Origin of the sequence: Glycomyces sp. NPDC049804 (assembly GCF_040674615.1) — a bacterium.
In the GTDB taxonomy this organism is placed as follows: domain Bacteria; phylum Actinomycetota; class Actinomycetes; order Mycobacteriales; family Micromonosporaceae; genus Glycomyces; species Glycomyces niveus.
Map to the genome: position 1 here is coordinate 80,195 of NZ_JBFAMQ010000003.1, position 24,073 is coordinate 104,267.

Genomic DNA, 24,073 nt, shown 5'->3' on the forward strand with positions numbered 1-24,073 from the left:
CTGAACCGACCACCGACCAGCCGCAGGAAAAGAGAGATCCTTGTACGACGGGGCTTTGGGCGACCTCATTGAAGAGCTGGGCCAGCTTCCGGGCATCGGGCCCAAGAGCGCTCAGCGGCTCGCCTTTCACCTGCTGGCCTCCGAGAGCGCCGACGTCGAGCGGCTGACCTCGGCGCTCGAGCGGGTCAAGGCTCAGGTGCGGTTCTGCGAGACCTGCGGGAACGTGACCGAGTCGGAGCAGTGCGGGATCTGCCGGGACCCGCGGCGGTCCGAGACGCTCATCTGCGTGGTCGAGGAGCCGAAGGACGTGCTCGCGATCGAGCGCACCGGGGAGTTCCGCGGGCGCTACCACGTGCTCGGGGGCGCGATCAACCCGCTGGAGGGCATCGGCCCGGACGATCTGCGGATCCGGCAGCTCATGGTGCGTCTCCAGAAGGGAGAGACCAAGGAGCTGATCCTCGCCACGGACCCGAACACCGAGGGCGAGGCGACGGCGACCTATCTGGCGATGCTCGTGAAGCCCATGGGGTTCAAGGTGACCCGGCTCGCGAGCGGGCTGCCGGTGGGCGGGGACCTGGAGTACGCGGACGAGGTGACGCTGGGCCGGGCGTTCTCGGGTCGGCGCGACGTCGACTAGCGAAAGTCGGCCGCGGGAGCGAACTCGTTGGGGCGCTGCGGACTGTAGTCGGGGAGTGGTCCTGCGTAGTGGCCGCTTCATGCGTGGCGATTTTGGATTCCCTTGGGCTGCAACGGGTTTCACTTCGTAGCGATCCTGGCGATTTGGGTAACAATATTCGCCGAAACGGTCACGATCACATAACGCTTAACAGTGGTGTAACTCACCTGGATCTAGGCTGTCTCTACCTCCGAATACCCAACGACCGACGGGTGAGACAACCTATGCGCACGTCACCAACCCCAATCAGGCGCGCCCTCGCCGCGGCGGCAGGCGCCGCCATGGCAGTGGGCCTCTTCACCGCCTGCGGCTCCGAAGGCGACGGCGGCGGGGACGCCGACACCGCCGAGGACTTCGACTTCTCGTGCCCCGAGCGCACCGACGGCGAACCCGCCATCGACACCGCCCGGAACGAATCGCAGCCGTTCGTCTTCGGGACCCCGGGCGACCCCACCAGCCTGGACCCCATCCTCGCCTCAGACGGCGAGACCTTCCGAGTCAACCGCCAGGTCTTCGACACGCTCCTCGACGCCGACTGCACCGACACCGTCCCCGGTCTCGCCGAGTCCTACGAGCAGAACGAAGAGGGCACGGAGTGGACGTTCCACCTTCGTGAGGGCGTGACCTTCCACGACGGCCAGCCCCTCGACGGCGCCGCCGTGTGCAAGAACTTCGACCGCTGGGCGAACTTCAAGGGCGGCTACCAGTCCCCGAACTTCACCTACTACTACTCCGCGGTCTTCGGCGGCTTCGCCGAGAACGACCCGGCCATGGGCATCGAGACCGAGTCGATCTACAAGGGCTGCGCCGCAGACGGCCTCGACGCCACCATCAGCCTGAGCAAGTACACCTCGAGCTTCCCCGGCGCGTTCACCCTCGAGTCGCTCTCGATCATCAGCCCGGCCTCCATCGACGCCGTCGCCGACGCCGCGATCCCGACCGCCGACTCCCCGCTCCCCGAGTACACCCAGACCGTCGGCACCCTCGCCGGCACCGGGCCCTACAAGCTCGAGAGCTGGGACCACAGCTCGCAAGAGGTCGTCCTCACCCGCAACGACGAGTACTTCGGCGAGCCCGCCAAGGTCAAGACGGTCATCTTCAAGACCATCTCCGATGAGACCGCCCGCCGCCAGGCCCTCGAAGCCGGCGACATCCACGGCTACGACCTCGCCGCCCCGGCCGACGCCCAGGCGCTCACCCAGGACGGCTACCAGGTCCCCGTCCGAGGCGTGTTCAACCTGCTCTACCTCGCGTACACGCAGAGCCACGCCCCCCTCGAGGACCACGCCGTCCGCGAAGCCCTCTCCTACGCCGTCGACCGCCAGCGCATCGTCAACTCGGTGCTCCCCGCGGGCGGCCTGGTCGCGACCCAGTTCCAGCCCCCGAGCCTCGAGGGCTACTCGGAGGACGTCGCCACCTACGACTACGACCCCGAGAAGGCCAAGCAGATGCTCGCCGACGCGGGCGCGCAAGACCTGACCATCACGTTCTGCTACCCGACGGACGTCACCCGGCCGTACATGCCGGCGCCGAAGGACATCTTCGACATGATCTCCTCGGACCTGCAGGCCGCCGGCGTCACGGTCGAGGCCCGGCCGATCACCTGGGTCGACTACATCCCGACCACGCGTTCGGGCGAATGCCCGCTCTACCTGCTGGGCTGGACCGGCGACTTCGCCGACCCGTACAACTTCCTGGGCACCTGGTTCGCGACCGAGTCCACCGAGTGGGGCTTCGACAACCAGGAGGTGTTCGACGCGATCGCCGCCGCGAACACCGAGCCTGACGAGGCGAAGCGCGTGGAGCTGTGGAAGACCGCGAACGAGGCCGTGATGGCCGAGCTGCCGGGCCTGCCGATCTCGTCGTCGCCGCCGTCGATCGCGTTCGCGCCGGACGTGTACCCGCCGGACGTCTCCCCGCTGACGCGGGAGGACTTCTCGCAGGTCTCGTTCACGACCGGCTCCTGACCGGATCGATCACAGCAACATATGCTGCGCTACACCGTTAAGCGCCTCCTGCAGTTGTCCGTGGCGCTCTTGGGACTCTCGCTGCTGCTGTTCGCGTGGTTCAAAGCCCTGCCGGGCGGACCCGAGAACCGGCTGCTCCCCGAGAACGCCACGGACCAGCAGCGGGAGGCGCTGCGGGCCGCCCTGGGCCTGGACGAGCCGGTCTGGACCCAGTACGGCGAGTTCCTGTCACGGATCGTCCGCCTCGATTTCGGCTCGTCGCTGTCGAGCGGCCGTCCGATCGCGACGGAGCTCGCCGACCGCCTGCCCGCCACCGTCGAACTCTCCCTGGCCGCCATGCTGATCGCGGTCGGCCTAGGGATTCCCCTCGGGTACCTGGCGGCGAAGCGCCGCGGGACCTGGGTGGACTTCGGCACGGTCTCCGGTTCGCTGCTGGGGACGTGCATTCCGATCTTCTTCCTGGCCGCCATGCTGAAAGTGGTGTTCGCGCAGGAGCTGGGGTGGCTGCCGACGACGTTCCGTCTGACGGCGGGCGCCGATTTCACCGAAGTGACCGGCCTGCGCGTGTTCGACGGCCTGATCACAGGCGAGTTCGACATCGCCTGGGACGCGGTGCAGCACTTGATCCTGCCCGCGATCGCCTTGTCGTCGATTCCGCTGGCCGTCATCGTGCGCATCACGCGGGCGAGCGTGCTCGACGTGGTGGGCGAGGACTACGTGCGGACGGCGGACGCGAAGGGCCTCAAGCCCGCGACGATCCGGGGCCGGCACGTGATGCGGAACGCGATGCTGCCGATCGCGACGATCATCGGCCTGCTGCTGGGCAGCCTGTTCGCGGGGGCGGTGCTCACCGAGAGCGTGTTCGCGTTCGGCGGGATCGGTTCGTTCGTCTACCAGGCGACGACTGAGCGGGACTACCCGGCGCTCATGGGCTTCATCCTGGTGATCGCCGTGTTCTACGTGGTCATCAACCTGCTCGTGGACTTGTCGTACGGGCTGATCGACCCGAGAGTGCGGGTGCGGAAATGACGATCGCGAAGATCGAGAAGCTCGACCGGCTGGTCGCGGCGACGGTGTCGGCGCGGGACGCGCGGACCGGTTCGCTGTGGCGGCAGTCGATCCGGCGGATGCGCCGGTCCCCGATGGCGATCACGGGCGCGGTCATCGTGGGCCTGTTCGTGGTCGTGGCGGTGGTGGGCCCGTGGGTCGCGCCGTACGATCCGACGGCGCAGACGTGGGGCCGCGAGGTGTTCTTGAACCAGAACATCTTCCCGGGGCCGCGCCCGGAGAACTGGTTCGGTCTGGACCATCTGGGCCGGGACATGTTCTCGCGCATGATCGTGGGGGCGCGGCAGACGCTGCTGGTGGGCGTCGTTGCGACGCTCATCGGGTTCGTCGCGGGCGCGTTCATCGGCGGCCTGGCGGCCGCGGCGGGCACGTTCGGTGGCCGGTGGGGTGAGCGCTTCGAGGCGGTCATCATGCGGGCCGTGGACGTGGCGCTGGCGATTCCGATGCTGCTGCTGGCGTTGAGTGTGGCGGCGCTGCTGGGTCCGTCGCTGCGGACGGTGATGATCGCGGTGGGGGTGGCGCAGATTCCGATCTTCGCGCGGCTGCTGCGCGGTTCGATGCTGGCGCAGGCGCATTCGGATTACGTGCTGGCGGCGATCGCGATCGGTGTGCCGAAGGGGCGGATCGTGGTCTCGCACATTCTGCCGAACTCGCTGGGGCCGGTGATCGTGCAGGCGACGCTGGTGCTGGCGACGGCGATCATCGAGGCGGCGGCGTTGTCGTACCTGGGTCTGGGCAATCCGGATCCGGGCAGTGCCGAGTGGGGGACGATGCTGGCTGATGCGCAGCGGTTCCTTTCGGGCGCACCGCAGTTGGCGATCTACCCGGCGGTGGGCATCATCGTGACGGCGCTCGGGTTCACGCTGCTGGGCGAGGCCATGCGCGAGTCGCTGGACCCGAGGCTGAGGAGGCAGGAATAGTGTCGCTGCTCGAAGTCGAGGACCTGCGGGTCGCGTTCGGCGCTTCGGTGGCCGTTGACGGGGTGTCGTTCTCGGTCGATGAAGGCAAGGTCGTGGGGCTCGTGGGCGAGTCCGGTTGCGGCAAGTCGGTGACGAGCCTGGCGGTGATGGGGTTGCTGCCGAAGGGTCGCGGCCGCAGGGTGCGGCAGCCGGTGCAGGCCGCCGCGGCGGAGCCGGTCGGCGGCGGTCTGCAGACGGCCGCTGTTGCGCCGCAGGCGGTTCCGGCCTCGGGCGGTCGTGGCCGCCGGGGTGGCGCCGATGTGCAGGGGCGGGCCGTGTTCGACGGCGTCGACCTCTTGTCGTTGGCGCCGGCGGCGATGCGCCGCCGCCGCGGCAAGGATCTGGCGATGGTGTTCCAGGACCCGCTGTCGAGTCTGAACCCGGTCGTGCCGATCGGGCGTCAGATCACGGAGGTCCTTGAGCGGCACCGGGGTCTGAAGGGCGACAAGGCGTCGAAGGAGGCCGCGCTCCTGCTTGACAGGGTCGGCATCCCGGATCCCCACCGCCGCCTGAGGGAGTATCCGCACCAGCTTTCGGGCGGGATGCGGCAGCGCGTGCTCATCGCGATCGCGGTGGCGTGCGCGCCGCGGCTGCTGATCGCGGACGAGCCGACGACGGCGCTGGACGTGACGATCCAGGCGCAGATCCTCGAGCTGCTGCGGGACCTCGTCGAGTCCGAGGGGACGGCGCTGCTGATGATCACGCACGACATGGGTGTGGTCGCGGGGATGTGCGATGAGGTGAACGTGCTGTATTCGGGCCGTGTGGTCGAGTCGGCGCCGGTGCGCGAGCTCTTCCGCAAGCCCACGCATCCTTACACGATCGGTCTGCTGGGTTCGATTCCCCGGCTCGACCTGCCGATCCATGAGCCGTTGACGCCGATCCGCGGTTCGATCGCGGATGTGATCCGCTGGCGTGACGGGTGCGCGTTCGCGCCCCGCTGCGACCGGGTCGCGTCGCCCTGTGTGGACGGTGAGCCCGCTTTGGTGGGGGCCGTGCACGCCCACCGCTGTGTGATGGCCGAGGAGGTCGCATGAGCACCGAGCAGACGGAGCCGCACGTCCCGGCGCAGCGCACGGAGGAGCCCGATCTGTCGAGCACCGTGAGCGAGGCCGCGGGTCCGCCGCTGCTGGAGGTGGAGGACCTGAAGGTCCACTTCCCGATTCGGCGCGGCATCGTCGTGGAGCGCACGGTGGGTCATGTGCGGGCGGTCGACGGGGTCGGTCTTTCGATCGACGCGGGCGGCACGTACGGCCTGGTGGGCGAGTCCGGTTGCGGCAAGACCACGTTCGGGCGGGCGGTACTGCGTCTGGAGGAGCCGACGGCGGGCCGGGTCCGGCTCGGCGGCGACGAGGTGACCGCGCTCAAGGGCGAGCGGCTGCGCCGCTACCGCTCGAAGATGCAGATGGTGTTCCAGGACCCGCTGGGTTCGCTGAACCCTCGGCACAATGTGGACATGCTCTTGTCGGAGCCGTTGAAGGTCCACGGGGTCGGGTCGAAGGCCGAGCGGCGCAAGCTCGCGGTCGAGACGCTGGATGCGGTGGGCCTGCCGAAGTCGGTCCTGGAGCGGTTCCCGCACGAGTTCTCGGGCGGCCAGCGCCAGCGCCTCGGTATCGCCCGGGCGTTGATGCTGCGTCCGGACTTGATCGTGTGCGACGAGCCGGTGAGCGCGTTGGACGTGTCGATCCAAGCGCAGGTGATGAACCTGCTGGACGAGCTGCAAGGCGAGTTCGGGCTGACGTATCTGGTGATCGCGCACGACTTGGCGGTGGTCCGGCATCTCTCGGACCGGGTCGGGGTCATGTATCTCGGGAAGCTCGTCGAGGAGGCGGACTCCGCATCGATCTACGAGCATCCGCGGCACCCGTACACGAAGGCGCTGCTTTCGGCGGTGCCGCAACCGGATCCGGAGATCGAGGCGGGCCGTGAGCGGATCATCTTGAAGGGCGACCTGCCGTCGCCCGCGAATCCGCCGTCGGGCTGCCGGTTCCGGACCCGCTGCCCGTGGGCGGAGGACATCTGCGCGGAGGTCGAGCCGGAGTGGCGGGAGGCGGCGAGCGGCCACAAGGTCGCGTGCCACTTCGACCTGTGACCGTTGTCCACAGGCACTGATCTGGCAATGAAAGCCCTGCTCACGAAGTTATCCACAGGTTGAAAAAGATGTCTTGAGTGTCTTGACTTCTTGTGGGAGGCTGGCTTCAGTTTTGGTGTAGGTGAGGCGGGTGGTAGGGGACCGCGCGGACCGCCGAAAGACTCGAGCGCGGGGTTGGCTCCCGCGCTCGGGCACCTGCATCGAAACCCCGCGGGAGTGGGGGCGTCCGGCCCGGCCAAGGCCGGCCGCCTCCACTGCAATGCTCGGGCGTTCAGTTCCCGAGGCGATCGGATTTGATGTCGCCGTTCTGCATGATCAGCTTGAGGTTCGCTTCGGGGTCGGTGAGGACTTCGAGGTCGGTGAGCGGGTCGCCGTCCACGACAAGGAGGTCGGCGAGCGCGCCGGGGATGATCTGGCCGAGGCGGCCTTCCTCGTTGAGGAGTTTCGCGGCGGTGGTCGTGGCGGAGCGGAGGACGTCTGCGGCGGGGATGACGGCGCTGCGGATGGTGAATTCCCGCAGTTGGTGTCGGCGCATGCCGCCGAGGAGGTCGGAGCCGTAGCAGATGTTGACGCCGGCCCGGTGGGCGAGTTCGAGGGCGTGGAGTCCGGCGTCGAGGACGATGGGGTTCTTCGCGATGCTGGCGGCGGGGAGGCCGTGTTCGGTGCCTTCGGCGGCCATGCGCTGGTAGGTGACCAAGGTGGGCACGAGGAACGCGTCGTGCTCGAGGAACAGGTCCACGCTGGATTCGTCGAGGAGGTTGCCGTGTTCGATCGAGCGCACGCCCGCGGTGAGGCCGCGGTTGATGGCGCGGGCGGTGTAGGCGTGGCCGGCGACGTACCGGTTGGCGGCCTCGGCTTCGTCGACGATCGCGCGGATCTCGTCGATCGAGAACTGCGTCGAGTCGATGCGGTCGGTGGGGGACGCGACGCCTCCGGAGAGCATGATCTTGATGTGGAAGGCGCCGGTGCGCAGTTGTTCTCTTGCGGCTCTGCGGACTTCGTCGACGCCGTCGCACACGAGGCCGAGGTCGGGGCAGCACTGGTGGTCGTCGCGGACTGAGCGGCCGCGCGGGCGCATGTCGACGTGGCCGCCGGTCTGGGAGAGGGCCTTGCCGCCGAAGTAGAGGCGCGGGCCGTCGATGAGTCCTTCGCTGACGGCCTGGTGGAGGCCGAAGTCGGCGCCGCCGGGGTCGCGGACGGTGGTGAACCCGCGGTGGAGCATGTCGCGCATCTCGTTGGCGGCCTTGACGGCGACGTACGCGGGCGATTCGTCGCCGAGCCCGGAAAGGTCGGCGCTGTGGGCGTTGACGTGCACGTGGCAGTCGATGAGGCCGGGCATGAGGGTCTTGCCGGCGAGGTCGATCCGGCGCGCCCCGGCGGGGGCTTCGAGGTCGCCGCCGACCGCTTCGATCGTGTTGCCGCGCACCAGCACCCGCTGGTCGCGGACCAGTGTGCCGGCGGCGGTGTCGAGCACGTTCGCCCGTTCGAACAGGGTCTCGGTCATCGGTCCTCCTCTCGCCGCGACCGGACTGGCCGCGCGGCTAGTGCACGACCCAATATGCCCGATGGCGTGGGCGTCGTGGCGACCGCCGGGGGCACTGGTGCGTCAGGGGAGGAGGATGGCGTATTCGCGGAGGTGGCGTTCGAACCCGGGGGCGATGTCGATCTCGAGGATCACCTCGTCGAGGCTTTGAAACGGCCCCAGGCGTTCCACGCGCTCGCGCACCCGCTCGGCGAGTGCCGCGTTGAAGCCGGGCAGCTCCTCGAGGACGGCCGCGGGGGCGTGGTTGAGGTCGACGAGTCCGCCGTCGTCGTTGCTGCGCGGGAGGTCGGGCCGGCCGATGCGCAGCCGCTTGGCGAGCATCGGGTCGCCCTCGGCGATGCGCCGTGCGGCGATGCGGAGGTGGAGCGCGTGGGCGAGCGCGGGGACGCCGTCGGCGGGCAGCGGCCGCTGCGGGGCGGGGACGTGCACCGGGGCGGGCGGGGCGGTCCAGAGTCTTCGGCGGATGGCGAAGAGGTGGCCGCTCGCGCCGAATGTCGCGGCGAGCGCCGAGAACATGGTGAGGTAGTCGGCCCACGGCGGCATGTCGCTGCCGTAGTCGACCACGGGCCCGCAGTACCCGAACACCGCTGCGGTGTAGGCGATCAGGGGGATGATCGTCGCGGGGGAGGGCCGGTGCGCGGTGCCGATGCCGAACGCGATCGGGGCGCCCGCGCCTGGGATGAGAATCGGCAGGAGCGCCCACCAGACGGTGGCGGGGCCGGGGCGGCCGGCGGGCGGTTCGGCCGGGAGCGGGTCCCGGGACTCGGGGTCTTCGGCACGGCGAGGGGGCATCGGCCGATGATATCCGCGCAGCGCACGGACCCGGCCGATTCAGGTGGTGGCCGCGGTGGCGTCGTTGCGGCGCAGCGGTTCCGGCTGCTGCGACGGCTCAGCCCGCGGCGATCGGCCCGGCTGAGCACGCGCAGCGGGTAGGACGGGACGGCTACCGCCGGTATCCCGCCGAACCGCGACCGGGGGCGGTAGGGCGGCGACGGCCCTGGTGCAGTAGCGAACGCGACGGCGCTGGCCGGGAGGCTGGCGAAGTGGCTGGACGGCGTGAGTTGACGAGCGCCGTTGAAGGCGACGGTGGCCGGGGTGCTGGTGAAGAGGCTGAGGAGCCTGGATTGACGAGCGCCGTCGAAGGCGACGGTGGCCGGGGTGCTGGTGTAGCGGCTGACGAGCGTGGGTTGACGAGCGCCGTCGCGGCGCTGGCCAGGATGCCGGTGAGGTGGCTGGACGGCGTGGGTCGTGCGGCGGCAGACGAAAGGGCCGGGCGGTCGTGCCGTCCGGCCCTTGTCGCTCAGTGCTGCTTAGAGGTTCTCGATGACCTCGCGCATGAGGCGCGCGGTCTCGCTGGGGGTCTTGCCGACCTTGACGCCGGCGGCCTCCAGGGCCTCCTTCTTCGACTCGGCGGTGCCGGCCGAACCGGAGATGATGGCGCCCGCGTGGCCCATCGTCTTGCCCTCGGGCGCGGTGAACCCGGCGATGTAGCCGACGACCGGCTTCGTCACGTGGTTCTTGATGTACTCGGCCGCGCGCTCCTCGGCGTCGCCGCCGATCTCGCCGATCATGACGATCGCCTTGGTCTCGGGGTCCTCTTCGAACGCCTTCAGGCAGTCGATGTGGGTGGTCCCGATGACCGGGTCGCCGCCGATGCCGACGGAGGTCGAGAAGCCGAGGTCCCGCAGCTCGTACATGAGCTGGTAGGTCAGCGTGCCCGACTTGGAGACGAGGCCGATCGGGCCGGTCCCGGTGATGTCGGCCGGGGTGATGCCCGCGTTCGACTTGCCGGGGGAGGCGATGCCGGGGCAGTTCGGGCCCACGATGCGGGTCTTGTTGCCCTTGGACTCGGCGTAGTTCCAGAAGGTCACGGAGTCGTGCACCGGGATGCCCTCGGTGATGACGATCGCGAGCTCGATCTCGGCGTCGATCGCCTCGATCACGGCGGCCTTGCAGAACGCCGGGGGAACGAACACGACGGAGGTGTTCGCGCCGGTCTCGGCGATGGCCTCGGCGACGGAGGCGAACACCGGCAGGCTCACGCCGTCGACGTCGACCTTGGTGCCGGCCTTGCGCGGGTTGACGCCGCCCACGATCTCGGTGCCGGCCTTGAGCATGCGGCGGGTGTGCTTCATGCCCTCGGAGCCGGTCATGCCCTGGACGATGACCTTGCTGTTCTCGTTGAGGAAGATCGCCATTGGACTAGGCCCCCTTGTTCGCGAGCTCGGCGGCCTTGTCGGCCGCGGCGTCCATGGTCTCGACCACGGTGATGAGCGGGTGGTTCGCCTCGGCCAGGATCTGGCGGCCGGCCTCGGCGTTGTTGCCGTCGATGCGGGCGACGAGCGGCTTGGTGACGTCCTCGCCGCGGTCGGCGAGGGTCTGGAGGGCGCCGAGGATGCCGCGGGCGACCTCGTCGCAGGCGGTGATGCCGCCGAAGATGTTCACGAACACGGACTTGACCTGCGGGTCCGACAGGACGACCTCGAGGCCGTTCGCCATGACTGCGGCCGAAGCGCCGCCGCCGATGTCGAGGAAGTTCGCGGGCTTGACGCCGCCGTGGTTCTCACCCGCGTACGACACGACGTCGAGGGTGGACATGACCAGGCCGGCGCCGTTGCCGATGATGCCGACGGAGCCGTCGAGCTTCACGTAGTTGAGGCCGGAGTCCTTGGCGCGCTGCTCGAGCGGGTCGACGGACGACTTGTCCTCGAACTCGGCGTTCTCGGGGTGGCGGAAGTCCGCGTTCTCGTCGAGGGTGACCTTCGCGTCGAGCGCGAGGACCTTGCCCTCGGGCGTGCGCACGAGCGGGTTGACCTCGACGAGCGTCGCGTCCTCGGACACGAACGCGCCCCACAGCTTCACGAACACGTCGACGAGCTGGTCGCGCAGGTCCTCGGGGAACCCGGCCTTGCTGACGATGTCGTTCGCGATCTCCGGGGTGACGCCGACGCCGGCGTCGATCGGGAGCTTCACGACCTTCTCGGGCGCGGTGTGCGCGACCTCTTCGATCTCCATGCCGCCCGCGGTCGATGCGATGCACAGGAAGGTGCGGTTCGCCCGGTCGAGGAGGTAGGAGAAGTAGTACTCCTCGTCGATGTCGGCGGTCACGGTGAGCATGACCTTCTCGACGGTGTGGCCCTTGATGTCCATGCCGAGGATGTTGGTGGCGTGGGTCTTGACCTCGTCGACGTTGTCGGCGAGTTTGACGCCGCCCGCCTTGCCTCGGCCGCCGACCTTCACCTGTGCTTTGACGACCACCCGGTCACCGAGGCGCTCAGCGAGCTCCACGGCCTCCTGCGTGGTGGTGGCGACGCCGCCGTCCAGTACCGGCACGTTGTGCCGGGCGAACAGTGCGCGGCCCTGGTATTCGTACAGATCCACTGTAGAGTCCGCTCCACTAGCTAGTCTTCTTTGACCGGGTCGGCCCGACCTTCCCGCCGGTGGGCGGGAGAGGGTGCAGGTGCCCGTTCTCGCAGGGTAACCCTTAGCGGGTGGGCGAAGCGTGCGGCGGGCGCCCGGTGTGACGAGGTCGAAGATCGCACGGGCGGAGCGGCGGACCGTGAGGGTGGAGCGTGCCGGCGGCGCGGGTCGGGCACGGGGGAAAGAGGCGGGGACCGGACGCACCCCTCAGGCGTCCGGTCCCCTTAGCGGGAATCAAGCCCACCCCTCAAAGGCTTGACTCCCTTAGGCACGATGCCCTATCGCCACCCCTCAATCGACAGGGCATCGGCAGTTTGTGGCACAGCTCTACAAACCGTGCGATATTGCCGCGATCCGAACCGGAAGTGAACTCCCGGTGGCGCGGCGGCCTTTCGCAATAGCGGCCTTATTGGCCCGCTGCCGATGCGTCTTCCGCCGTATTCCACTGCGTCCGACACTATTAAGAACGAGGGCGCTCGCGGGCGGTTACGGTCTTCTCAGAGAATTTTTTGGCGGGGCCGTTTCCGCAGTTCAAGGCCGTTTAGACGGATGCGGGGCGGCCCTGATCGGGTGAGGGCACATGGTCGCGCACCCATTCGGCGATCACCTGCGTCGAGGCGCCGGGACCGAATATCTCGGCCACTCCGGCGGCGCGCAGTTCGGCGGCGTCCTCGTCGGGAATGATGCCGCCGCCGAAGACGATGATGTCGCGCGCATCCGCGTCGTCGAGTAGTCGCAGCACTCGCGGGAACAGCGTCATGTGCGCGCCGGAGAGAATGCTCAGGCCGATCGCGTCGGCGTCCTCCGCGAGCGCGGTAGCGACGACCTGCTCGGGGGAGTTGTGCAGGCCGGTGTAGACGACCTCCATGCCCGCGTCGCGCAGTGCTCGCGCCACGACCTTCGCGCCCCGGTCGTGCCCGTCGAGCCCGACCTTCGCGACGACCACCCTGATCGGTGTGCCGGTAGCGGACATAGATGTACCTCCTCGTACAGGAGGCCGCGGCACCCACGGCGCTCTTGGCGAACCGTGCGTGCCGCGGCCGTTGCTTACGAGTGAGCTTAGTCGCGACCGGCGTGAGGCGGTAGGCCTAACCGCCGTAGGGGGCCTGCGGCGGCTGCTGGCCCTGCTGCGGGTAGCCCGGAGGCGGCGGCGGGTACGCGCCCGGCTGCTGCGGCTGGCCGTAGCCGGCCGGGGGCTGCTGCCCGTACGGCTGCTGCGGAGCGGGCGGCGGGTAGCCGCCGGGAGCCGCGGCGGGGGCGCCCTTGATGTAGTCCTTGACCTCCTGCTTGCTGAGGTACAGGAAGCTGGCGTAGCCGTAGACGCCGGCGTTGATCAAGTACATGATCAGCATGAACGGGAAGAGGAAGGAGCCGAGGACCGCGAGGAGCGAGCCGCCGGCGCCGATCATCATGAGGATGATGCCGGTGAGGCGCAGCCCGGGCGAGGTGATCTTGCCCTTGGGGAGCGCCCAGCCGTAGTAGCCGAACGCGCCGCCGATGAGCAGGCTGATGACCAGGCCGCCGGCCGCGAGCGGGCCGTAGAGGGCGATGTTGACGATGCTGAAGACGACGCCGACGCCGGCGCCGACCATCGCCATGAGGCCGATGTGCTTGATGCCCTGCGGCGCTTCACCCTGCGGCACGCCGGGCTGGCCCTGCGGGTAGCCGGGCTGCGGGGGCGGGCCGGGGAACGGCTGCGGCTGCTGGCCGTAGGGCTGCTGGGGCGCCTGCGGCTGCGGAATGGAGCCGGAGCCGAGCGGGTTCGGCTGCGGGGGCTGCGTGGCGGGCTGGAACCCGGTCTGCGAGCCGCCCTGCTGCGGCATCACCGTGGTCTCGGCGAAGGACGCGACGTTCGGCTCAGCCGGGCCGGTCGGGTTGCCCAGCGGTGACGGCGGCGGGGGCGGGGTCGAGGCCCCGGCCGGGGCGCCGCCCTGGCGCTGGATCTTCATCGTGCGGTCGAGGCCGGACTCGTCGCCGGACGGGGCGGGCGCGGGTGCGCCGCCTGCGGCGCCGGGCTTCAGCTTGAAGGTGCCGCCGTCCTCGTTGTCGGGCTGTTCGTTCTCTGGGGGAGTCATTGCATCCACGCTCCACGGGCCGGATCGGTTGTGACTGCTCTCGCCTTCACCATACCGACCGAGGCTGGGGGTCGGGGAAAGCCGTCCAGCCCGGAGCGTGATCGCCACGCGCCCAGCGGTATCGAACGCTACTGGGAGCAGGAGGGCGCGGGCTGCGACGCGGTGGTCTCGACCAGGTGCTTGACGAGGACGGCCCGGTGCGTGGGCTTGGCGGCCTCGAACCGCTCGAGCCCGGCGGGGGTGAGCATGAGGAAGTTGGCGCGGCGGTCGAAGTCGCAGGCGGCGCGCGTGACGAGCCCGGCCTTCTCGAGGCGGGTGACGGTGCGCGAGAGGGCGCTCTGGCTGAGGTACATCTCCGCTTCGATGTCCTTCATCTTCGCCTTGCCACTGGCGGCGGCGCCGCATTCGCGCGCGAGGATGAGGAGCACCTCGAACTCGCTGCGTCCCAGGTCGTGCCGGGACTGCAGCTCGTTCTCGAGCTCGCAGGATGTGTTGTGGTACACGCGAAGTGTTTCAGACCACTTGGTGCACACGTCGACGTCGGTTTCAGCCTCCATGACCAGGAGATTACCATGTCAAGACATTTAATGTCCACTCATTAGATGCGTTGACATCCAATGCGCGTGCATGTAAGGTTCTCGCCATGACGATCACCGAGACCCAACCCCGCACCGACGACCTCCCCGACACCCCCGATCCCGAATCACATGCCCCGAGCCGATGGGGGCCAAAGCTCTGGGCCGTCCTGTTCGTCGCCGGCCTGGCGATGTTCCTCGACGCCCTCGACGTCTCCATGGTCGGCGTCGCCCTCCCCTCCATCGGCACCGAACTGGGCCTGGAGACCAGCTCGCTGCAGTGGATCGTCAACGGCTACATCCTCGGCTACGGCGGCCTGCTCCTCCTCGGCGGCAGAATGGCCGACCTCCTCGGCCGCCGCCAGGTCTTCCTGACCGCGCTCGTCGTCTTCGGCATCGCCTCCCTCGTCGGCGGCCTCGTCGACAACGAGGGCCTCCTCATCGCCTCGCGCATCGTCAAGGGCGTCGCCGCCGCGTTCACCGCCCCGGCCGCGCTCTCGATCATCACCACCACCTTCAAAGAAGGTCACGACCGCAACAAGGCGCTGTCGATCTTCACCGTCTTCGGCGCCACCGGCTACGCCTCGGGCCTCATCGCCTCCGGCCTGCTCACCAGCGTCGACTGGCGACTGACGTTCTACGTGCCCACCGTCGTCGTCGCGGGCGTCGTCATCGCCGCCTTCGTCGTGGTCCCCAAGACCACCGACCGCGAACGCGGCTCGATCGACTTCGCCGGCACCGTGACCCTCACCGGCGGCATGCTCGCCGCCGTCTACACCATCGTCACCGCCCCCGAGACCGGGTTCACGCCGCTCGTCACCGCCACCGCGGTCCTCGCCGTCGCCCTGCTCACCGCGTTCTTCATCATCGAGAACAAGGTCGCGCACCCGCTGGTGCGCCTGAGCATCTTCAAGGTCAAGTCGATCGTGCGGGCCAACCTGGCCGCGCTGGCGATCTTCGGCTCCTACATCAGCTTCCAGACGATCGTGTCCCTGTACCTGCAGAACACCCTCCAGTGGGAGCCGATCCAGATGGCGCTCGCCCTGGCCCCGGCCGGGATCATCGTCGCGATCCTCTCGCCGATCGCCGGCAAGTTCATCGACCGCTACGGCACCAAGTCGATGATCATCGCCGCGCTCGCCTCCTTCGTCCTCGGCTACCTGTGGTTCATCCTGCGCGGCGGCGACGCCCAGCCGAACTACTTCGCCGACTACCTGCCCTCGTTCCTGCTGCTGGGCCTCGGTTTCGCCATCGGCTTCTCCGCGGTCATGGTGCAGGCCACCGAAGGCATCGCGGACGACGAGCAGGGCCTGGCCTCCGGCCTCGTCCAGACCTCCGGCCAGATCGGCGGCGCGGTCGTCCTCGCGGTCGTCACCGGCCTGATCTCCGGCGGCGTCGCCACCAACCTCGACCAGTACCGCCCCGGCCTCTACATGGTGACCGTGGTCGCGATCGTCGGACTGCTCGCCAGCGCCACCGCGCTGCTGGGCCGCCGCGCCGCGGTCGAAGCGGCATAGACCACCAGATTCCATAGACACCCGCACGAGTGGGGCCGCCGGTGACGGCGGCCCCACTCGTCGTCTCCCGGTGTCAGTCCACGGCTGCGAGGAGCATGGCCGGCGGGGTCTTGAGCGCCTGTCGGGTGGGGATCGCGATGGCGGCGTAGGCGATCGCCGTGGTGAGGGCGGCGGCCGCGGGGATGACCCAGAGCGGGCCCTGCGGCCAGGGCTGCCCGGTGAAGCCGAAGCCGAGGAGGGACATGGGGAGGACGGAGATGAGGAGTCCGGCGGCGACGGCGACGGCGGCGGTGATGAGGGCTTCGCGGCGGACCATGCGGCGGATCTGGTGCGGGGTCGCGCCGATGACGCGCAGGGCCGCGAATTCGCCGCGGCGCCTGGTGGTGGAGGCGGCGAGGCTGTTGCCGACGCCGAGGAGGACGTAGCCGGTCATGGCGGCCATGACGAGGACGTTGACCCACTGGTCGGGGTTCATCCCGGCGGGGGCGCGCAGGGCGGTGTCGCCGGGTGCGGCCGCGGTCCCGGGTCGGGTGGCGGTCCAGGCGGTCGCGGCGGCGGGGTCGCCGGCGACGAGGGCGGTGTCGTAGAGGCGGGGGCCGCTGTGGGCGGCGAGGAGGTCGGTGGAGGCGATGACGCCGCCGAATCCGAAGCCGCGCTCGTAGACGGCGACGATGCGCGCTGGGGCGTGGGTGCCGTCGGCGAGGACGAGGTCGACGCGGTCGCCGACGCCGGCGTTCCAGAGGGCGGCGGTGGCGGCGCTGAGGGCGACGGTGTCGCCGTGCAGGTCGGCGAGGCTGCCTGCGGTGACGCCGGGGTCGATGACGCGGTCGGCGCCGGGGCCGAGCGCGAGGGTCGGGGTGGCTTCGGCTTCGGTGTCGCCCATGATGCGGCGTTCGCGGATGACGCTGGTGGCGAGGAGCGGTACGGCCGCGTCCACGTGGGTGGCGAGGTCGTCGATGTCGGCGGCGGTGAGGGGGCCGGTGACGGTGGCGTCGGCGCGGGTGCCGGCGGCGAGTTCGTCGGCGATGGTGCGGGTGAGCGTGGTCTGGCTGAACACCTGGGTGGTGGTGAGGCCGATGGCGAGGGCGAGGACGGTGACCGATCCGGCGGTGCGCAGCGCGTACGCGTGGCTGTTGTTGACGGCGAGCCAGACGGGTGCGGCGGTGCCGGGGTGCAGGCGTCGGCGGATGCGGCCGGTGACGGCTTTGACGATGACGGGTCCGGCGAGGGCGAGGCCGATGACGGCCATCATGGTGGCGGTGGCGGCGGAGATGAACGCGGCCTCGCTGCGCAGGAACAGCGGCAGGACCGATTGCGCGAGCGCGACGGCGAGGAGGGCGAATCCGGTGGCGGTGCGGGCCGCGCCGGGGCGGCGGGGTTCGACGCGGGATTCGGCGACGGCTTCGGTGGGCGGCATTCTGGAGGCCCGGCGGGAGGCGCCGCGGGCGGCGATCTGCACGGTGGCGAGGAGGAGGGCGGCGGCGGCGAGGCCGCTGACGGGGGTGACGGCGAGGGGGAGTGCGGCGGGGATGAGGGCGGCTTCGGTGAGGATCGCGATGAAGCGTTCGGCGATGAGGTAGCCGAGGGCGATGCCGGGGATGAGCGCTATGGCGGCGGCGGCGCTGGCCTGGGTGGCGATGAGGCGTCGGACTTGGCGGGGGGTGGCGCCGACGGCGCGCAGGAGGGCGAGGTCGCGGCGCTGGCCCGCGACGGAGACGGCGAGTGCTCCGGCGGTGATGAAGCCGACGAGGAGGACGACGGTGCCGGAGAGGGCCCCGGCGAGGGCGATGAGTTCGCCGCGGGCGGTGCCGCCGGCGAGGTGTTCGGCGTCGCCGCGGTCTGCGCCGGCGACGATGTCAACGTCGTGGCCGGTGAGGGCGGTGGCGAGGTCGGCGGCGACCTGGTCGGGGTCGGCGCCGTCGGCGAGGGTGACGGCGATGAGGTCGACGCCGCCGCCGGGGTGGGCGGCGAGCGTCGTGGCGGTGGCGGGGTCGAAGTGGGCGCCGGGGGTGTCGGTGAGGGCGGTGAGCGTGTAGTCGCCGGTGCCGGTCGCGGTGGTCAGGGTGATGGTGTCGCCGAGGTCGAGGCCTTGTGCTCGGGCGGTCGCGGTGTCGAGGGCGAGTTCGCCGGGGCCGTCCGGGGCGTCGCCGTCCGCAGGCGCTGCGGGCGTCGTCTGCCAGTTGTGGCCGTCGAGGACGGGGCCTGCGTCGAGGCGGACGGGGAAGGTGAGGTCGGGGACGGCGGCGGCGACGCCGTCGACGGCCGCGGCCTGCGCGGCGAGTGCGGCGGGGACGGGGGCGCGTTCGGTGTAGGGCAGGTCGGGGTTCTCGGGGATGGCGTAGGCCTGGTGGGCGGTGACGAGGAGGTCGGCGGCGGCGAGCCGGTCGACGGGCAGGTGGGAGGTCGCGCCGGTCTCGGCGAGGACCGCCGTGGCGGTGACCATCGCCGCCCCGCCCGCGACCGCGCAGGCGACGGCGACGAGGCCGCCGATGCGTTTGCGGGCCATGGAGAGCGAGGGCCGGAGCATGGGCGGCACGTCAGCGCCTCCGGAGGCCGGCGAGGCGCGCGGCCAGGTCGTGGGCGCTGGCGCCGGGCAGGTAGTGCTCGATGCGGCCGTCCGCGACGACGGCGGTGGCGTGCGCGCGGGCGGCGGCGGCCGGGTCGTGGGTGACCATGACGACCGTCTGCCCCGAGTCGTCCACGAGCTCCCGGAGGAGGTCGAGGACTTCGGCGGCGGTGTCGAGGTCGAGCGCGCCGGTCGGCTCGTCGGCGAAGACCACCTCGGGGCGGGCCGCGAGCGAGCGGGCGATCGCGGCGCGCTGCTGCTGGCCGCCCGAGAGCGCCCCGGGGCGCCGGTGCAGCAGGTCCGCGATGCCGACGCGTTCGACCAGCTCCTGCAGCCAGCGGCGGTCGGCGGGGGTCCCGGCGAGGCGCAGCGGCAGTGTCAGGTTCTCTTCCACGGTGAGCGAGGGCAGCAGGTTGTAGGACTGGAACACGAACCCGATGCGGCTGCGCCGCAGGCGGGTCCGCTGGTGCTCGCTGAGCCCGGCGATCTCGGTGCCGCCGATCAGGACCTCCCCGGAGGTGGGGGTGTCGAGGCCGGCCGCGCAGTGCAGCAGGGTCGACTTCCCGGACCCGGAGGGGCCCATGACGGCCAGGAAGGAGCCGCGCCGCACTTCGAGCGAGACGCGGTCGAGCGCGGTGTGGGCGCCGTCGTAGACCTTGGTGACGTCGCGCAGCAGCAGCGCCGGGGGCCGCCCGGTGTCGGTGCGCAGGTCGGGGCGGGGTGCGGCGAGGGTGCTCAACGCTGCCTCCGGTGCTTGACGGCCCGCACGATGAGCGCGATGCCGCAGGCGAGGGCGATCGCGCCGAAGGGGACGGCGAGGAGGTGGAGGCCGACGGCCTGGAGGCCGGTGTTGAGGACGGCGCCGGCGGCGACGCCGGTCCACAGCACGACCGTCATGATCGTGAAGTGGCCGACGGTCGGCGGCGGCGGCGGGTCGGTGATGCGGTACTGGTCGTTCACGGTGTGCTCCCCACGGGATCGGTTGAGGAGAACGCTATGGCGAAAGGGCCTGCGGCCCAATGCGGCTGGCTTGCCGATTCGGGGTGGGGCCTGGTGGAGGCCGCTTGGTACAGCCAGCGGTACCGACGATCGGCGGGGCGGCGGGTAGCTTTCAAGACCGGCTCGGCACCGGGTTCGGGGAAGGGGGGCGTGGATGGTCCGCGAACGACTGCGGCAGGCGAAGGCCTGGCTCGACGAGCAGCTGCGCCCCGAAGGGGAGGCGGCCGATCTGCAGGCGCTGCTGCTCGCGTCGCTGCGCGCGACCGGGTACGGCGTGGTCGGGGCCGGGTTCGCGTTCCTCGCGCTGTACACGATCCCGCTGCTGCTGCTCTCGCTCGTGCTCGCGTTCCTCGGGATCGGCCGGTTCCTCATCCGGCCGATGCTCCGGTGGGTGCGGACGATCGCCGGGCTCGAGCGGGGGCGGCTGCGCCGCCTCGGCCACGAGGTCGAGAACCCCTACCTGGGGCCGTACGTGGACGTGCCGCGCACGTTCAAGGAGATCAAGGCCGACCCGAGCGTGCGCCGCGACCTCGTCTGGCTGGTCGTCCACGGCACGTGGGGGCTCGTCCTCGGGGCGCTGCTGCTGCAGATGCCGTTCACGACGATCCACGACATCACGTACCCGCTGTGGTGGTACTTCGCGCCGCAGTCGGAGCAGCAGATCCTCAACGGCATGGTCGAGGCCGAGACGGCGACGGCCGCGCTGCTGGGCTGCGCGACCGGTGTGGCCGTGTTCGCCCTGTGGATCCTCTTCGGCACCAGGATCCTCGAGCTGCAGACCAAGCCCGGCCTGGCGTTCCTCGGCCCCGACCCGGAGACGGACCTCTCCGAGAAGGTCGCCCGGCTGACCGCGACCCGGGCCGCCGCCCTGGACGCGCACGCGGTCGAACTGCGCCGCATCGAGCGGGCGCTGCACGACGGCGCGCAGAACCGCATCGTCGGCGTCAACGTGCTCATCGGCGCGGCCCGCCGCGAGATCGGGCGCGACCCGGACCGGGCCGACCAGATCCTCGAACGCGCCCAGGACACCGTCGAAGGCGCGCTCGCCGAGCTCCGGGCGGTGGTGCGGTCGATCCTGCCGCCGGTCCTGGAGGACCGCGGCCTCGCCGGGGCGTTGAGCGCGCTCGCGTCGGACTGCGCGGTGCCGTGCACGCTCGAAGTGGCCGTGGAGGGCCGGTGTCCGGCGAGCGTCGAGGCCACCGCCTATTTCGTGGTCGCCGAGTCGCTGACGAACGTGGCCAAGCACTCCCGTGCGACCAGTGCCTCGGTGGAGGTGCGGCGCAAGGGGAATACGCTCGGCGTGGCCGTGTCGGACGACGGCCGCGGCGGCGCGGACGCCGCGGGCGGGTCGGGCCTGGCGGGGATCGCGCGCCGCGTGGAGGCGCTCGACGGGACCGTGGCCGTCCGCAGCCCGGTGGGCGGGCCGACCGAGATCAGAGTGGAGCTGCCGTGCGGATCGTGATCGCCGAGGACGACTTCCTCCTGCGCGAGGGCCTCAACCTGGTGCTGCAGGGGGAGGGTTTCGACGTCGTGGCCTCCGTGGGCGGCCCCGAGGAGTTCCTCGCCGCCGTCGAGGAGCACCGGCCCGAGATCGCGGTCGTGGACGTGCGCATGCCGCCGACCCACACCGACGAGGGCATCAAGGCCGCCGTCGCGGCCCGCCGCGCCCACCCGGGCCTGGCCGTGCTCGTCCTCTCCGCGTACGTGGAGCAGAGCTTCGCCACCGACCTCCTCGCCGACGGCGCCCGCAGCGTCGGCTACCTCCTCAAGGAACGCGTCGGCCGCGTCGACGCGTTCGTGGAGGCGCTCCACCGGGTCGCCAAGGGCGGCACCGCGATCGACCCCGAAGTGGTCGCCCAGCTGTTCGCGCAGCGCCGCGCCGACGACCCCGTCGAGCGGCTCACCCCGCGCGAGAAGGAGGTCCTCTCCGTCATGGCCGAGGGCCTGGGCAACCAGGCGATCGCGCAGCGCCTCTTCATCACCGAGAACGCCGTCCACAAGCACATCCGCAACATCTTCCTCAAGCTCGACCTCACCCCGGACGACCAGACCGACCGCCGCGTCGCCGCCGTCCTCCACTACCTCGAACGCGCATGAACGCACGTATTACATTTTGTGTGGCACTCGTCGTGTGACAATGCTCAACGTGCGTACCGACGAGGCGATGGACATCGCGATAGCCGAGCTGACCGCCGATGGCAGGACGAAGACGGAGGCGGTTCGGGAAGCCTTGCTGCACGCTTACCGCGAGAAACTGCTCAAGCAGGCGAAAGCAGACGCAGACCGAGTCGAAGCCGACCCTGATGACCGCGCGGAGATACTGGCGATCCAGCGGTACATGGGTGTCGCGTAGTGATCTTCCGAGGCGCGATCTACGAGATCAAACCGCCGAAAGAGTCCACCGGTCATGAGCAGCAGGGAAGGCGTTACGGTGTCGTGATCCAGTCCGACGCTTTCGCGCGCAGCACTATCACCGTGGCGCTGACGTCGACCAGTGCTCACCGGACCATCTACCGCCCAGAGATCGATTTCCTCGGAACCACGACCCGAGTGCTCATGGACGGCTGGGCGACTTCATGGGCGCCTTGGATTTCGATGAGATCGAAGGCCTCGACCGGGCGCTCCTGCTCGAACTCGCGCTGGCCTGAGCGAACGCCGACGGGCGCTCCACCTTTGAGGGAGCGCCCGTTCGCGTCCGTCAGTCGTGGGCTTTGGACGACCACATGCCGCGCCGCTCGGCCTTGGCGAGCTTCTCGGCCTTGCGGAGCGTGTCGCCGATCGTGAGCTCCTGGTGCCCCAGGATGTAGGCGTGCGCCATGCCCTCGGCGACCGCGAGGACCCCGTAGTTCATGCCGTTCTCCATCACCACGTGCATGAGCAGCCGGTCGTACTGGTCGTAGGCCGGGTCGCCCGGGTCGGTGAAGAGGTGCACGGTGCGGCCCTGGAGCTTCTTGCGCGCGTAGAGCTTCGCCTCGGCGCCCCAGTCCTCCTCCTCGCGGAAGCCGCCGGACTCGGGGGAGTTGATCCCCATGATGCGCACGCGGACCTTCTCGCCGTCGATCACGGCGCGGAACGTGTCCCCGTCGACCACGTCGACCACGTCCACCGTCGCGTAGAAGTCGCCCGGACCTTCCATGTGCTGCCTCCTCCCGGCCGGCCCCAGTAGCCGGACGTTCGAACGCCATCCTCGCATTGCGAACCCGTGGACGGGAACCGTCCTCGGCGTGCCCGGCTGTGACAGACTGGTCGGCGTGGAGCGACGACCGAACCGACGCCCTGGCAGATCAGGGTCCGCGCAGCGGGACACCGTCCGGATCCGCGTGCCCGAAGAGCGCTCCGCCCCCGACTCCCCGCGCGGCCGCACCGCCGACACCGAAGTGGTCGACACCGCCGCGTACGCCAAGCGCGCCAAGCCGAAGCGTCCCCGGGCGCTGCTCGCTTCCGCGCTGGCGACGACCGTCTGGGCGGTCACCGTGGTCGTCACGCCCATCCTCGTCGTGGTCATCCTCGGCTGGTGGCAGGCCGGCGCCGAAGGCTCGGTCGCCACGGTCGCGGCCGCCGCCGGGGTCGCGTGGCTCGCCGGGCATGGCGTGCCCGTCGACATCGGACCGATGCACCTGAGCGTCGCCCCGCTCGCGCTCACCGTCCTCGTGTGCTGGCGGCTCGCCAAGGCCGCCGCCGGGACCACCCGCGCCATCGGCGGCCGCGACGCCGCCGCCGTGCGCGCCGCCGCGGGGCTCATCACGATCCTCTACACCGGACTCGTCGCCGGGGCCGCCGCGCTCTGCACCACCGGCCCGTTCACCGTCGAGATCCTCCCGGCGCTGCTGCACGCCGTGCCGCTCGTCATCGCCGCCACCGCCTTCGGCGCGGCGCGTGAGGCCGGGGTCCTGCCGTGGGACACCGCGTCGGTGTGGATGCGGCGCGGCCTGCGCACCGGCATGATCACCGCCGGGGCGCTCCTCGCCTGCGGCGCGGCCGCCACCGGCGTCGCGTTCGCCGTGCGCGGCCCGGTCGTCGCGGACACGCTGGCGCTGTACGGCTCCGAGTCGTGGACCGTCGCGCTCCTGAGCCTCGTCTACCTGCCGAACTGCGCGGTCTGGGCCGCCGCGTACATCACCGGCCCCGGCTTCGCCGTCGGCGCGGGCACCGCCGTCCAGACGTCCATGGTCGAACTCGGGCCGCTCCCGGCCTTCCCGGTCTTCGCGGCCGTCCCGGGCGCGCCCCTGCCCGACTACGCGACCATCCTCATCGGACTCCCGCTGATGCTCGCGGCCGTCTTCGGCGTCATCCTCACCTACCGCTCCCCGGACCTGCGCGTCCCGCGCGTCACCACCGCCGCGACCGTCGCCGCGGCGACGGCCGCCGCCGTCCTCGGCCTCCTCGCCTACCTCTCGGGCGGCGCGGCGGGCGTCGACCTCATGGCCGACCTCGGCCCCGACCCGCTTGCGGTCGCGGGGATCGCCGCCGTCCAGTTCCTCATCGGCCTCGCCGGGGCAGCGCTCATCGCCCGCCTCTTCGCCGTCCACCGCCGCGCCGCCGAGGCCGAGCTGGTGCGGAGGGACACGGTGGTCATCCCCGAACCCGCGCCGAGCCGCGACGACGCGTTACCGTAA

General features: G+C 70.7%; 23 protein-coding genes. 12 read left to right on the top strand and 11 right to left on the bottom strand.

Annotated elements, in window-relative coordinates:
* Positions 1-40: 40 nt before the first annotated feature.
* The 6 genes from recR (at position 41) to AB0K52_RS05100 (ending at position 6,762) form a co-directional block, all read left to right on the top strand.
* A complete protein-coding gene (gene recR / locus AB0K52_RS05075) occupies positions 41-637 on the top strand; it encodes a recombination mediator RecR (protein ID WP_208498780.1) in 597 nt (198 codons plus the stop codon).
* 320 nt (positions 638-957) lie between these two features.
* Complete coding sequence (locus tag AB0K52_RS05080; RefSeq protein ID WP_363526337.1) at positions 958-2,643, top strand: ABC transporter substrate-binding protein; 1,686 nt, start codon at positions 958-960, stop codon at positions 2,641-2,643.
* A 21-nt stretch (positions 2,644-2,664) separates the two neighbouring features.
* Positions 2,665-3,672, top strand: a complete 1,008-nt coding sequence (locus tag AB0K52_RS05085; protein ID WP_363526340.1) for an ABC transporter permease — start codon at positions 2,665-2,667, stop codon at positions 3,670-3,672.
* A complete protein-coding gene (locus AB0K52_RS05090) occupies positions 3,669-4,631 on the top strand; it encodes an ABC transporter permease (RefSeq protein ID WP_208498783.1) in 963 nt (320 codons plus the stop codon). Before AB0K52_RS05085 ends, AB0K52_RS05090 begins: the two co-directional genes overlap by 4 nt.
* Positions 4,631-5,707 (top strand): ABC transporter ATP-binding protein, encoded by a 1,077-nt coding sequence (locus AB0K52_RS05095; RefSeq protein ID WP_363526343.1) that lies wholly within the window; start codon positions 4,631-4,633, stop codon positions 5,705-5,707. Before AB0K52_RS05090 ends, AB0K52_RS05095 begins: the two co-directional genes overlap by 1 nt.
* A 65-nt stretch (positions 5,708-5,772) precedes the next feature.
* Positions 5,773-6,762 carry an oligopeptide/dipeptide ABC transporter ATP-binding protein gene (locus tag AB0K52_RS05100; protein WP_363526346.1) on the top strand — a complete coding sequence of 330 codons (990 nt, stop codon included), beginning with the start codon at positions 5,773-5,775 and terminating at the stop codon, positions 6,760-6,762.
* A gap of 271 nt (positions 6,763-7,033) precedes the next feature.
* Here AB0K52_RS05100 and AB0K52_RS05105 read toward each other — a convergent pair whose 3' ends face one another.
* From AB0K52_RS05105 to AB0K52_RS05135, 7 genes are all read right to left on the bottom strand, one after another.
* Entirely contained in the window at positions 7,034-8,266 is a 1,233-nt protein-coding gene (locus tag AB0K52_RS05105; protein WP_363526349.1) for an amidohydrolase family protein, read from the bottom strand.
* Between the two features lie 102 nt (positions 8,267-8,368).
* On the bottom strand, positions 8,369-9,097 hold the full coding sequence (locus tag AB0K52_RS05110) for a helix-hairpin-helix domain-containing protein (RefSeq protein ID WP_363526352.1): 729 nt from the start codon (positions 9,095-9,097) through the stop codon (positions 8,369-8,371).
* Between the two features lie 518 nt (positions 9,098-9,615).
* Positions 9,616-10,503: a succinate--CoA ligase subunit alpha gene (gene sucD, locus AB0K52_RS05115; RefSeq protein WP_208498788.1), complete on the bottom strand. Its 888-nt coding sequence runs from the start codon at positions 10,501-10,503 to the stop codon at positions 9,616-9,618.
* A 4-nt stretch (positions 10,504-10,507) separates the two neighbouring features.
* Positions 10,508-11,686 carry an ADP-forming succinate--CoA ligase subunit beta gene (gene sucC, locus AB0K52_RS05120; protein ID WP_208498789.1) on the bottom strand — a complete coding sequence of 393 codons (1,179 nt, stop codon included), beginning with the start codon at positions 11,684-11,686 and terminating at the stop codon, positions 10,508-10,510.
* A 580-nt stretch (positions 11,687-12,266) separates the two neighbouring features.
* Positions 12,267-12,698, bottom strand: a complete 432-nt coding sequence (locus tag AB0K52_RS05125) for a cobalamin B12-binding domain-containing protein (protein ID WP_208498790.1) — start codon at positions 12,696-12,698, stop codon at positions 12,267-12,269.
* Positions 12,699-12,813: 115 nt separating this feature from the next.
* Positions 12,814-13,800 (bottom strand): hypothetical protein, encoded by a 987-nt coding sequence (locus AB0K52_RS05130; RefSeq protein WP_363526356.1) that lies wholly within the window; start codon positions 13,798-13,800, stop codon positions 12,814-12,816.
* Positions 13,801-13,928: 128 nt separating this feature from the next.
* Positions 13,929-14,357, bottom strand: coding sequence for a MarR family transcriptional regulator (locus tag AB0K52_RS05135; RefSeq protein WP_363526359.1), 429 nt, complete (start codon positions 14,355-14,357; stop codon positions 13,929-13,931).
* Positions 14,358-14,443: 86 nt separating this feature from the next.
* On the opposite strand from AB0K52_RS05135, the gene AB0K52_RS05140 reads away from it, so the two are divergent.
* Complete coding sequence (locus AB0K52_RS05140) at positions 14,444-15,892, top strand: MFS transporter (RefSeq protein WP_363526362.1); 1,449 nt, start codon at positions 14,444-14,446, stop codon at positions 15,890-15,892.
* Between the two features lie 73 nt (positions 15,893-15,965).
* Here AB0K52_RS05140 and AB0K52_RS05145 read toward each other — a convergent pair whose 3' ends face one another.
* Genes AB0K52_RS05145 through AB0K52_RS05155 form a run of 3 tightly spaced genes read right to left on the bottom strand, consistent with a single transcriptional unit; the run spans position 15,966 to position 19,418 of the window.
* Positions 15,966-18,419, bottom strand: coding sequence for an FtsX-like permease family protein (locus AB0K52_RS05145; RefSeq protein ID WP_363527200.1), 2,454 nt, complete (start codon positions 18,417-18,419; stop codon positions 15,966-15,968).
* Between the two features lie 10 nt (positions 18,420-18,429).
* A complete protein-coding gene (locus tag AB0K52_RS05150; RefSeq protein ID WP_363526364.1) occupies positions 18,430-19,197 on the bottom strand; it encodes an ABC transporter ATP-binding protein in 768 nt (255 codons plus the stop codon).
* Positions 19,194-19,418: a hypothetical protein gene (locus AB0K52_RS05155; protein WP_363526367.1), complete on the bottom strand. Its 225-nt coding sequence runs from the start codon at positions 19,416-19,418 to the stop codon at positions 19,194-19,196. Before AB0K52_RS05155 ends, AB0K52_RS05150 begins: the two co-directional genes overlap by 4 nt.
* Positions 19,419-19,611: 193 nt before the next feature.
* Between AB0K52_RS05155 and AB0K52_RS05160 the strand changes: the two genes are divergently transcribed.
* The 4 genes from AB0K52_RS05160 to AB0K52_RS05175 are packed head-to-tail and all read left to right on the top strand — an operon-like array spanning position 19,612 to position 22,241.
* Positions 19,612-20,919 (top strand): sensor domain-containing protein, encoded by a 1,308-nt coding sequence (locus AB0K52_RS05160; RefSeq protein WP_363526370.1) that lies wholly within the window; start codon positions 19,612-19,614, stop codon positions 20,917-20,919.
* Positions 20,907-21,554, top strand: coding sequence for a response regulator transcription factor (locus tag AB0K52_RS05165; RefSeq protein WP_363526373.1), 648 nt, complete (start codon positions 20,907-20,909; stop codon positions 21,552-21,554). The genes AB0K52_RS05160 and AB0K52_RS05165 overlap by 13 nt, the downstream gene beginning before the upstream one ends.
* Positions 21,555-21,594: 40 nt before the next feature.
* Positions 21,595-21,810: a hypothetical protein gene (locus AB0K52_RS05170; RefSeq protein ID WP_363527202.1), complete on the top strand. Its 216-nt coding sequence runs from the start codon at positions 21,595-21,597 to the stop codon at positions 21,808-21,810.
* Complete coding sequence (locus AB0K52_RS05175; RefSeq protein WP_363526375.1) at positions 21,810-22,241, top strand: type II toxin-antitoxin system PemK/MazF family toxin; 432 nt, start codon at positions 21,810-21,812, stop codon at positions 22,239-22,241. Before AB0K52_RS05170 ends, AB0K52_RS05175 begins: the two co-directional genes overlap by 1 nt.
* Here the strand turns inward: AB0K52_RS05175 and AB0K52_RS05180 are convergent.
* Positions 22,156-22,593 (bottom strand): thermonuclease family protein, encoded by a 438-nt coding sequence (locus tag AB0K52_RS05180; protein WP_363526378.1) that lies wholly within the window; start codon positions 22,591-22,593, stop codon positions 22,156-22,158. The two genes, AB0K52_RS05175 and AB0K52_RS05180, sit on opposite strands and share 86 nt — an antisense overlap.
* 184 nt (positions 22,594-22,777) lie before the next feature.
* Here AB0K52_RS05180 and AB0K52_RS05185 point away from each other — a divergent pair, with 184 nt between their 5' ends.
* Positions 22,778-24,073 (top strand): DUF6350 family protein, encoded by a 1,296-nt coding sequence (locus AB0K52_RS05185; RefSeq protein WP_363526380.1) that lies wholly within the window; start codon positions 22,778-22,780, stop codon positions 24,071-24,073.

Coding starts and splice junctions, on each gene's coding strand:
- AB0K52_RS05080 (WP_363526337.1), top strand. CDS start 958: ATGGCAGTGGGCCTCTTCACCGCCTGCGGCTCCGAAGGCGACGGCGGC.
- AB0K52_RS05085 (WP_363526340.1), top strand. CDS start 2,665: ATGCTGCGCTACACCGTTAAGCGCCTCCTGCAGTTGTCCGTGGCGCTC.
- AB0K52_RS05090 (WP_208498783.1), top strand. CDS start 3,669: ATGACGATCGCGAAGATCGAGAAGCTCGACCGGCTGGTCGCGGCGACG.
- AB0K52_RS05105 (WP_363526349.1), bottom strand. CDS start 8,266: ATGACCGAGACCCTGTTCGAACGGGCGAACGTGCTCGACACCGCCGCC.
- AB0K52_RS05110 (WP_363526352.1), bottom strand. CDS start 9,097: ATGCCCCCTCGCCGTGCCGAAGACCCCGAGTCCCGGGACCCGCTCCCG.
- sucD (WP_208498788.1), bottom strand. CDS start 10,503: ATGGCGATCTTCCTCAACGAGAACAGCAAGGTCATCGTCCAGGGCATG.
- AB0K52_RS05125 (WP_208498790.1), bottom strand. CDS start 12,698: ATGTCCGCTACCGGCACACCGATCAGGGTGGTCGTCGCGAAGGTCGGG.
- AB0K52_RS05130 (WP_363526356.1), bottom strand. CDS start 13,800: ATGACTCCCCCAGAGAACGAACAGCCCGACAACGAGGACGGCGGCACC.
- AB0K52_RS05135 (WP_363526359.1), bottom strand. CDS start 14,357: ATGGAGGCTGAAACCGACGTCGACGTGTGCACCAAGTGGTCTGAAACA.
- AB0K52_RS05140 (WP_363526362.1), top strand. CDS start 14,444: ATGACGATCACCGAGACCCAACCCCGCACCGACGACCTCCCCGACACC.
- AB0K52_RS05145 (WP_363527200.1), bottom strand. CDS start 18,419: ATGCTCCGGCCCTCGCTCTCCATGGCCCGCAAACGCATCGGCGGCCTC.
- AB0K52_RS05160 (WP_363526370.1), top strand. CDS start 19,612: ATGGTCCGCGAACGACTGCGGCAGGCGAAGGCCTGGCTCGACGAGCAG.
- AB0K52_RS05170 (WP_363527202.1), top strand. CDS start 21,595: ATGCTCAACGTGCGTACCGACGAGGCGATGGACATCGCGATAGCCGAG.
- AB0K52_RS05180 (WP_363526378.1), bottom strand. CDS start 22,593: ATGGAAGGTCCGGGCGACTTCTACGCGACGGTGGACGTGGTCGACGTG.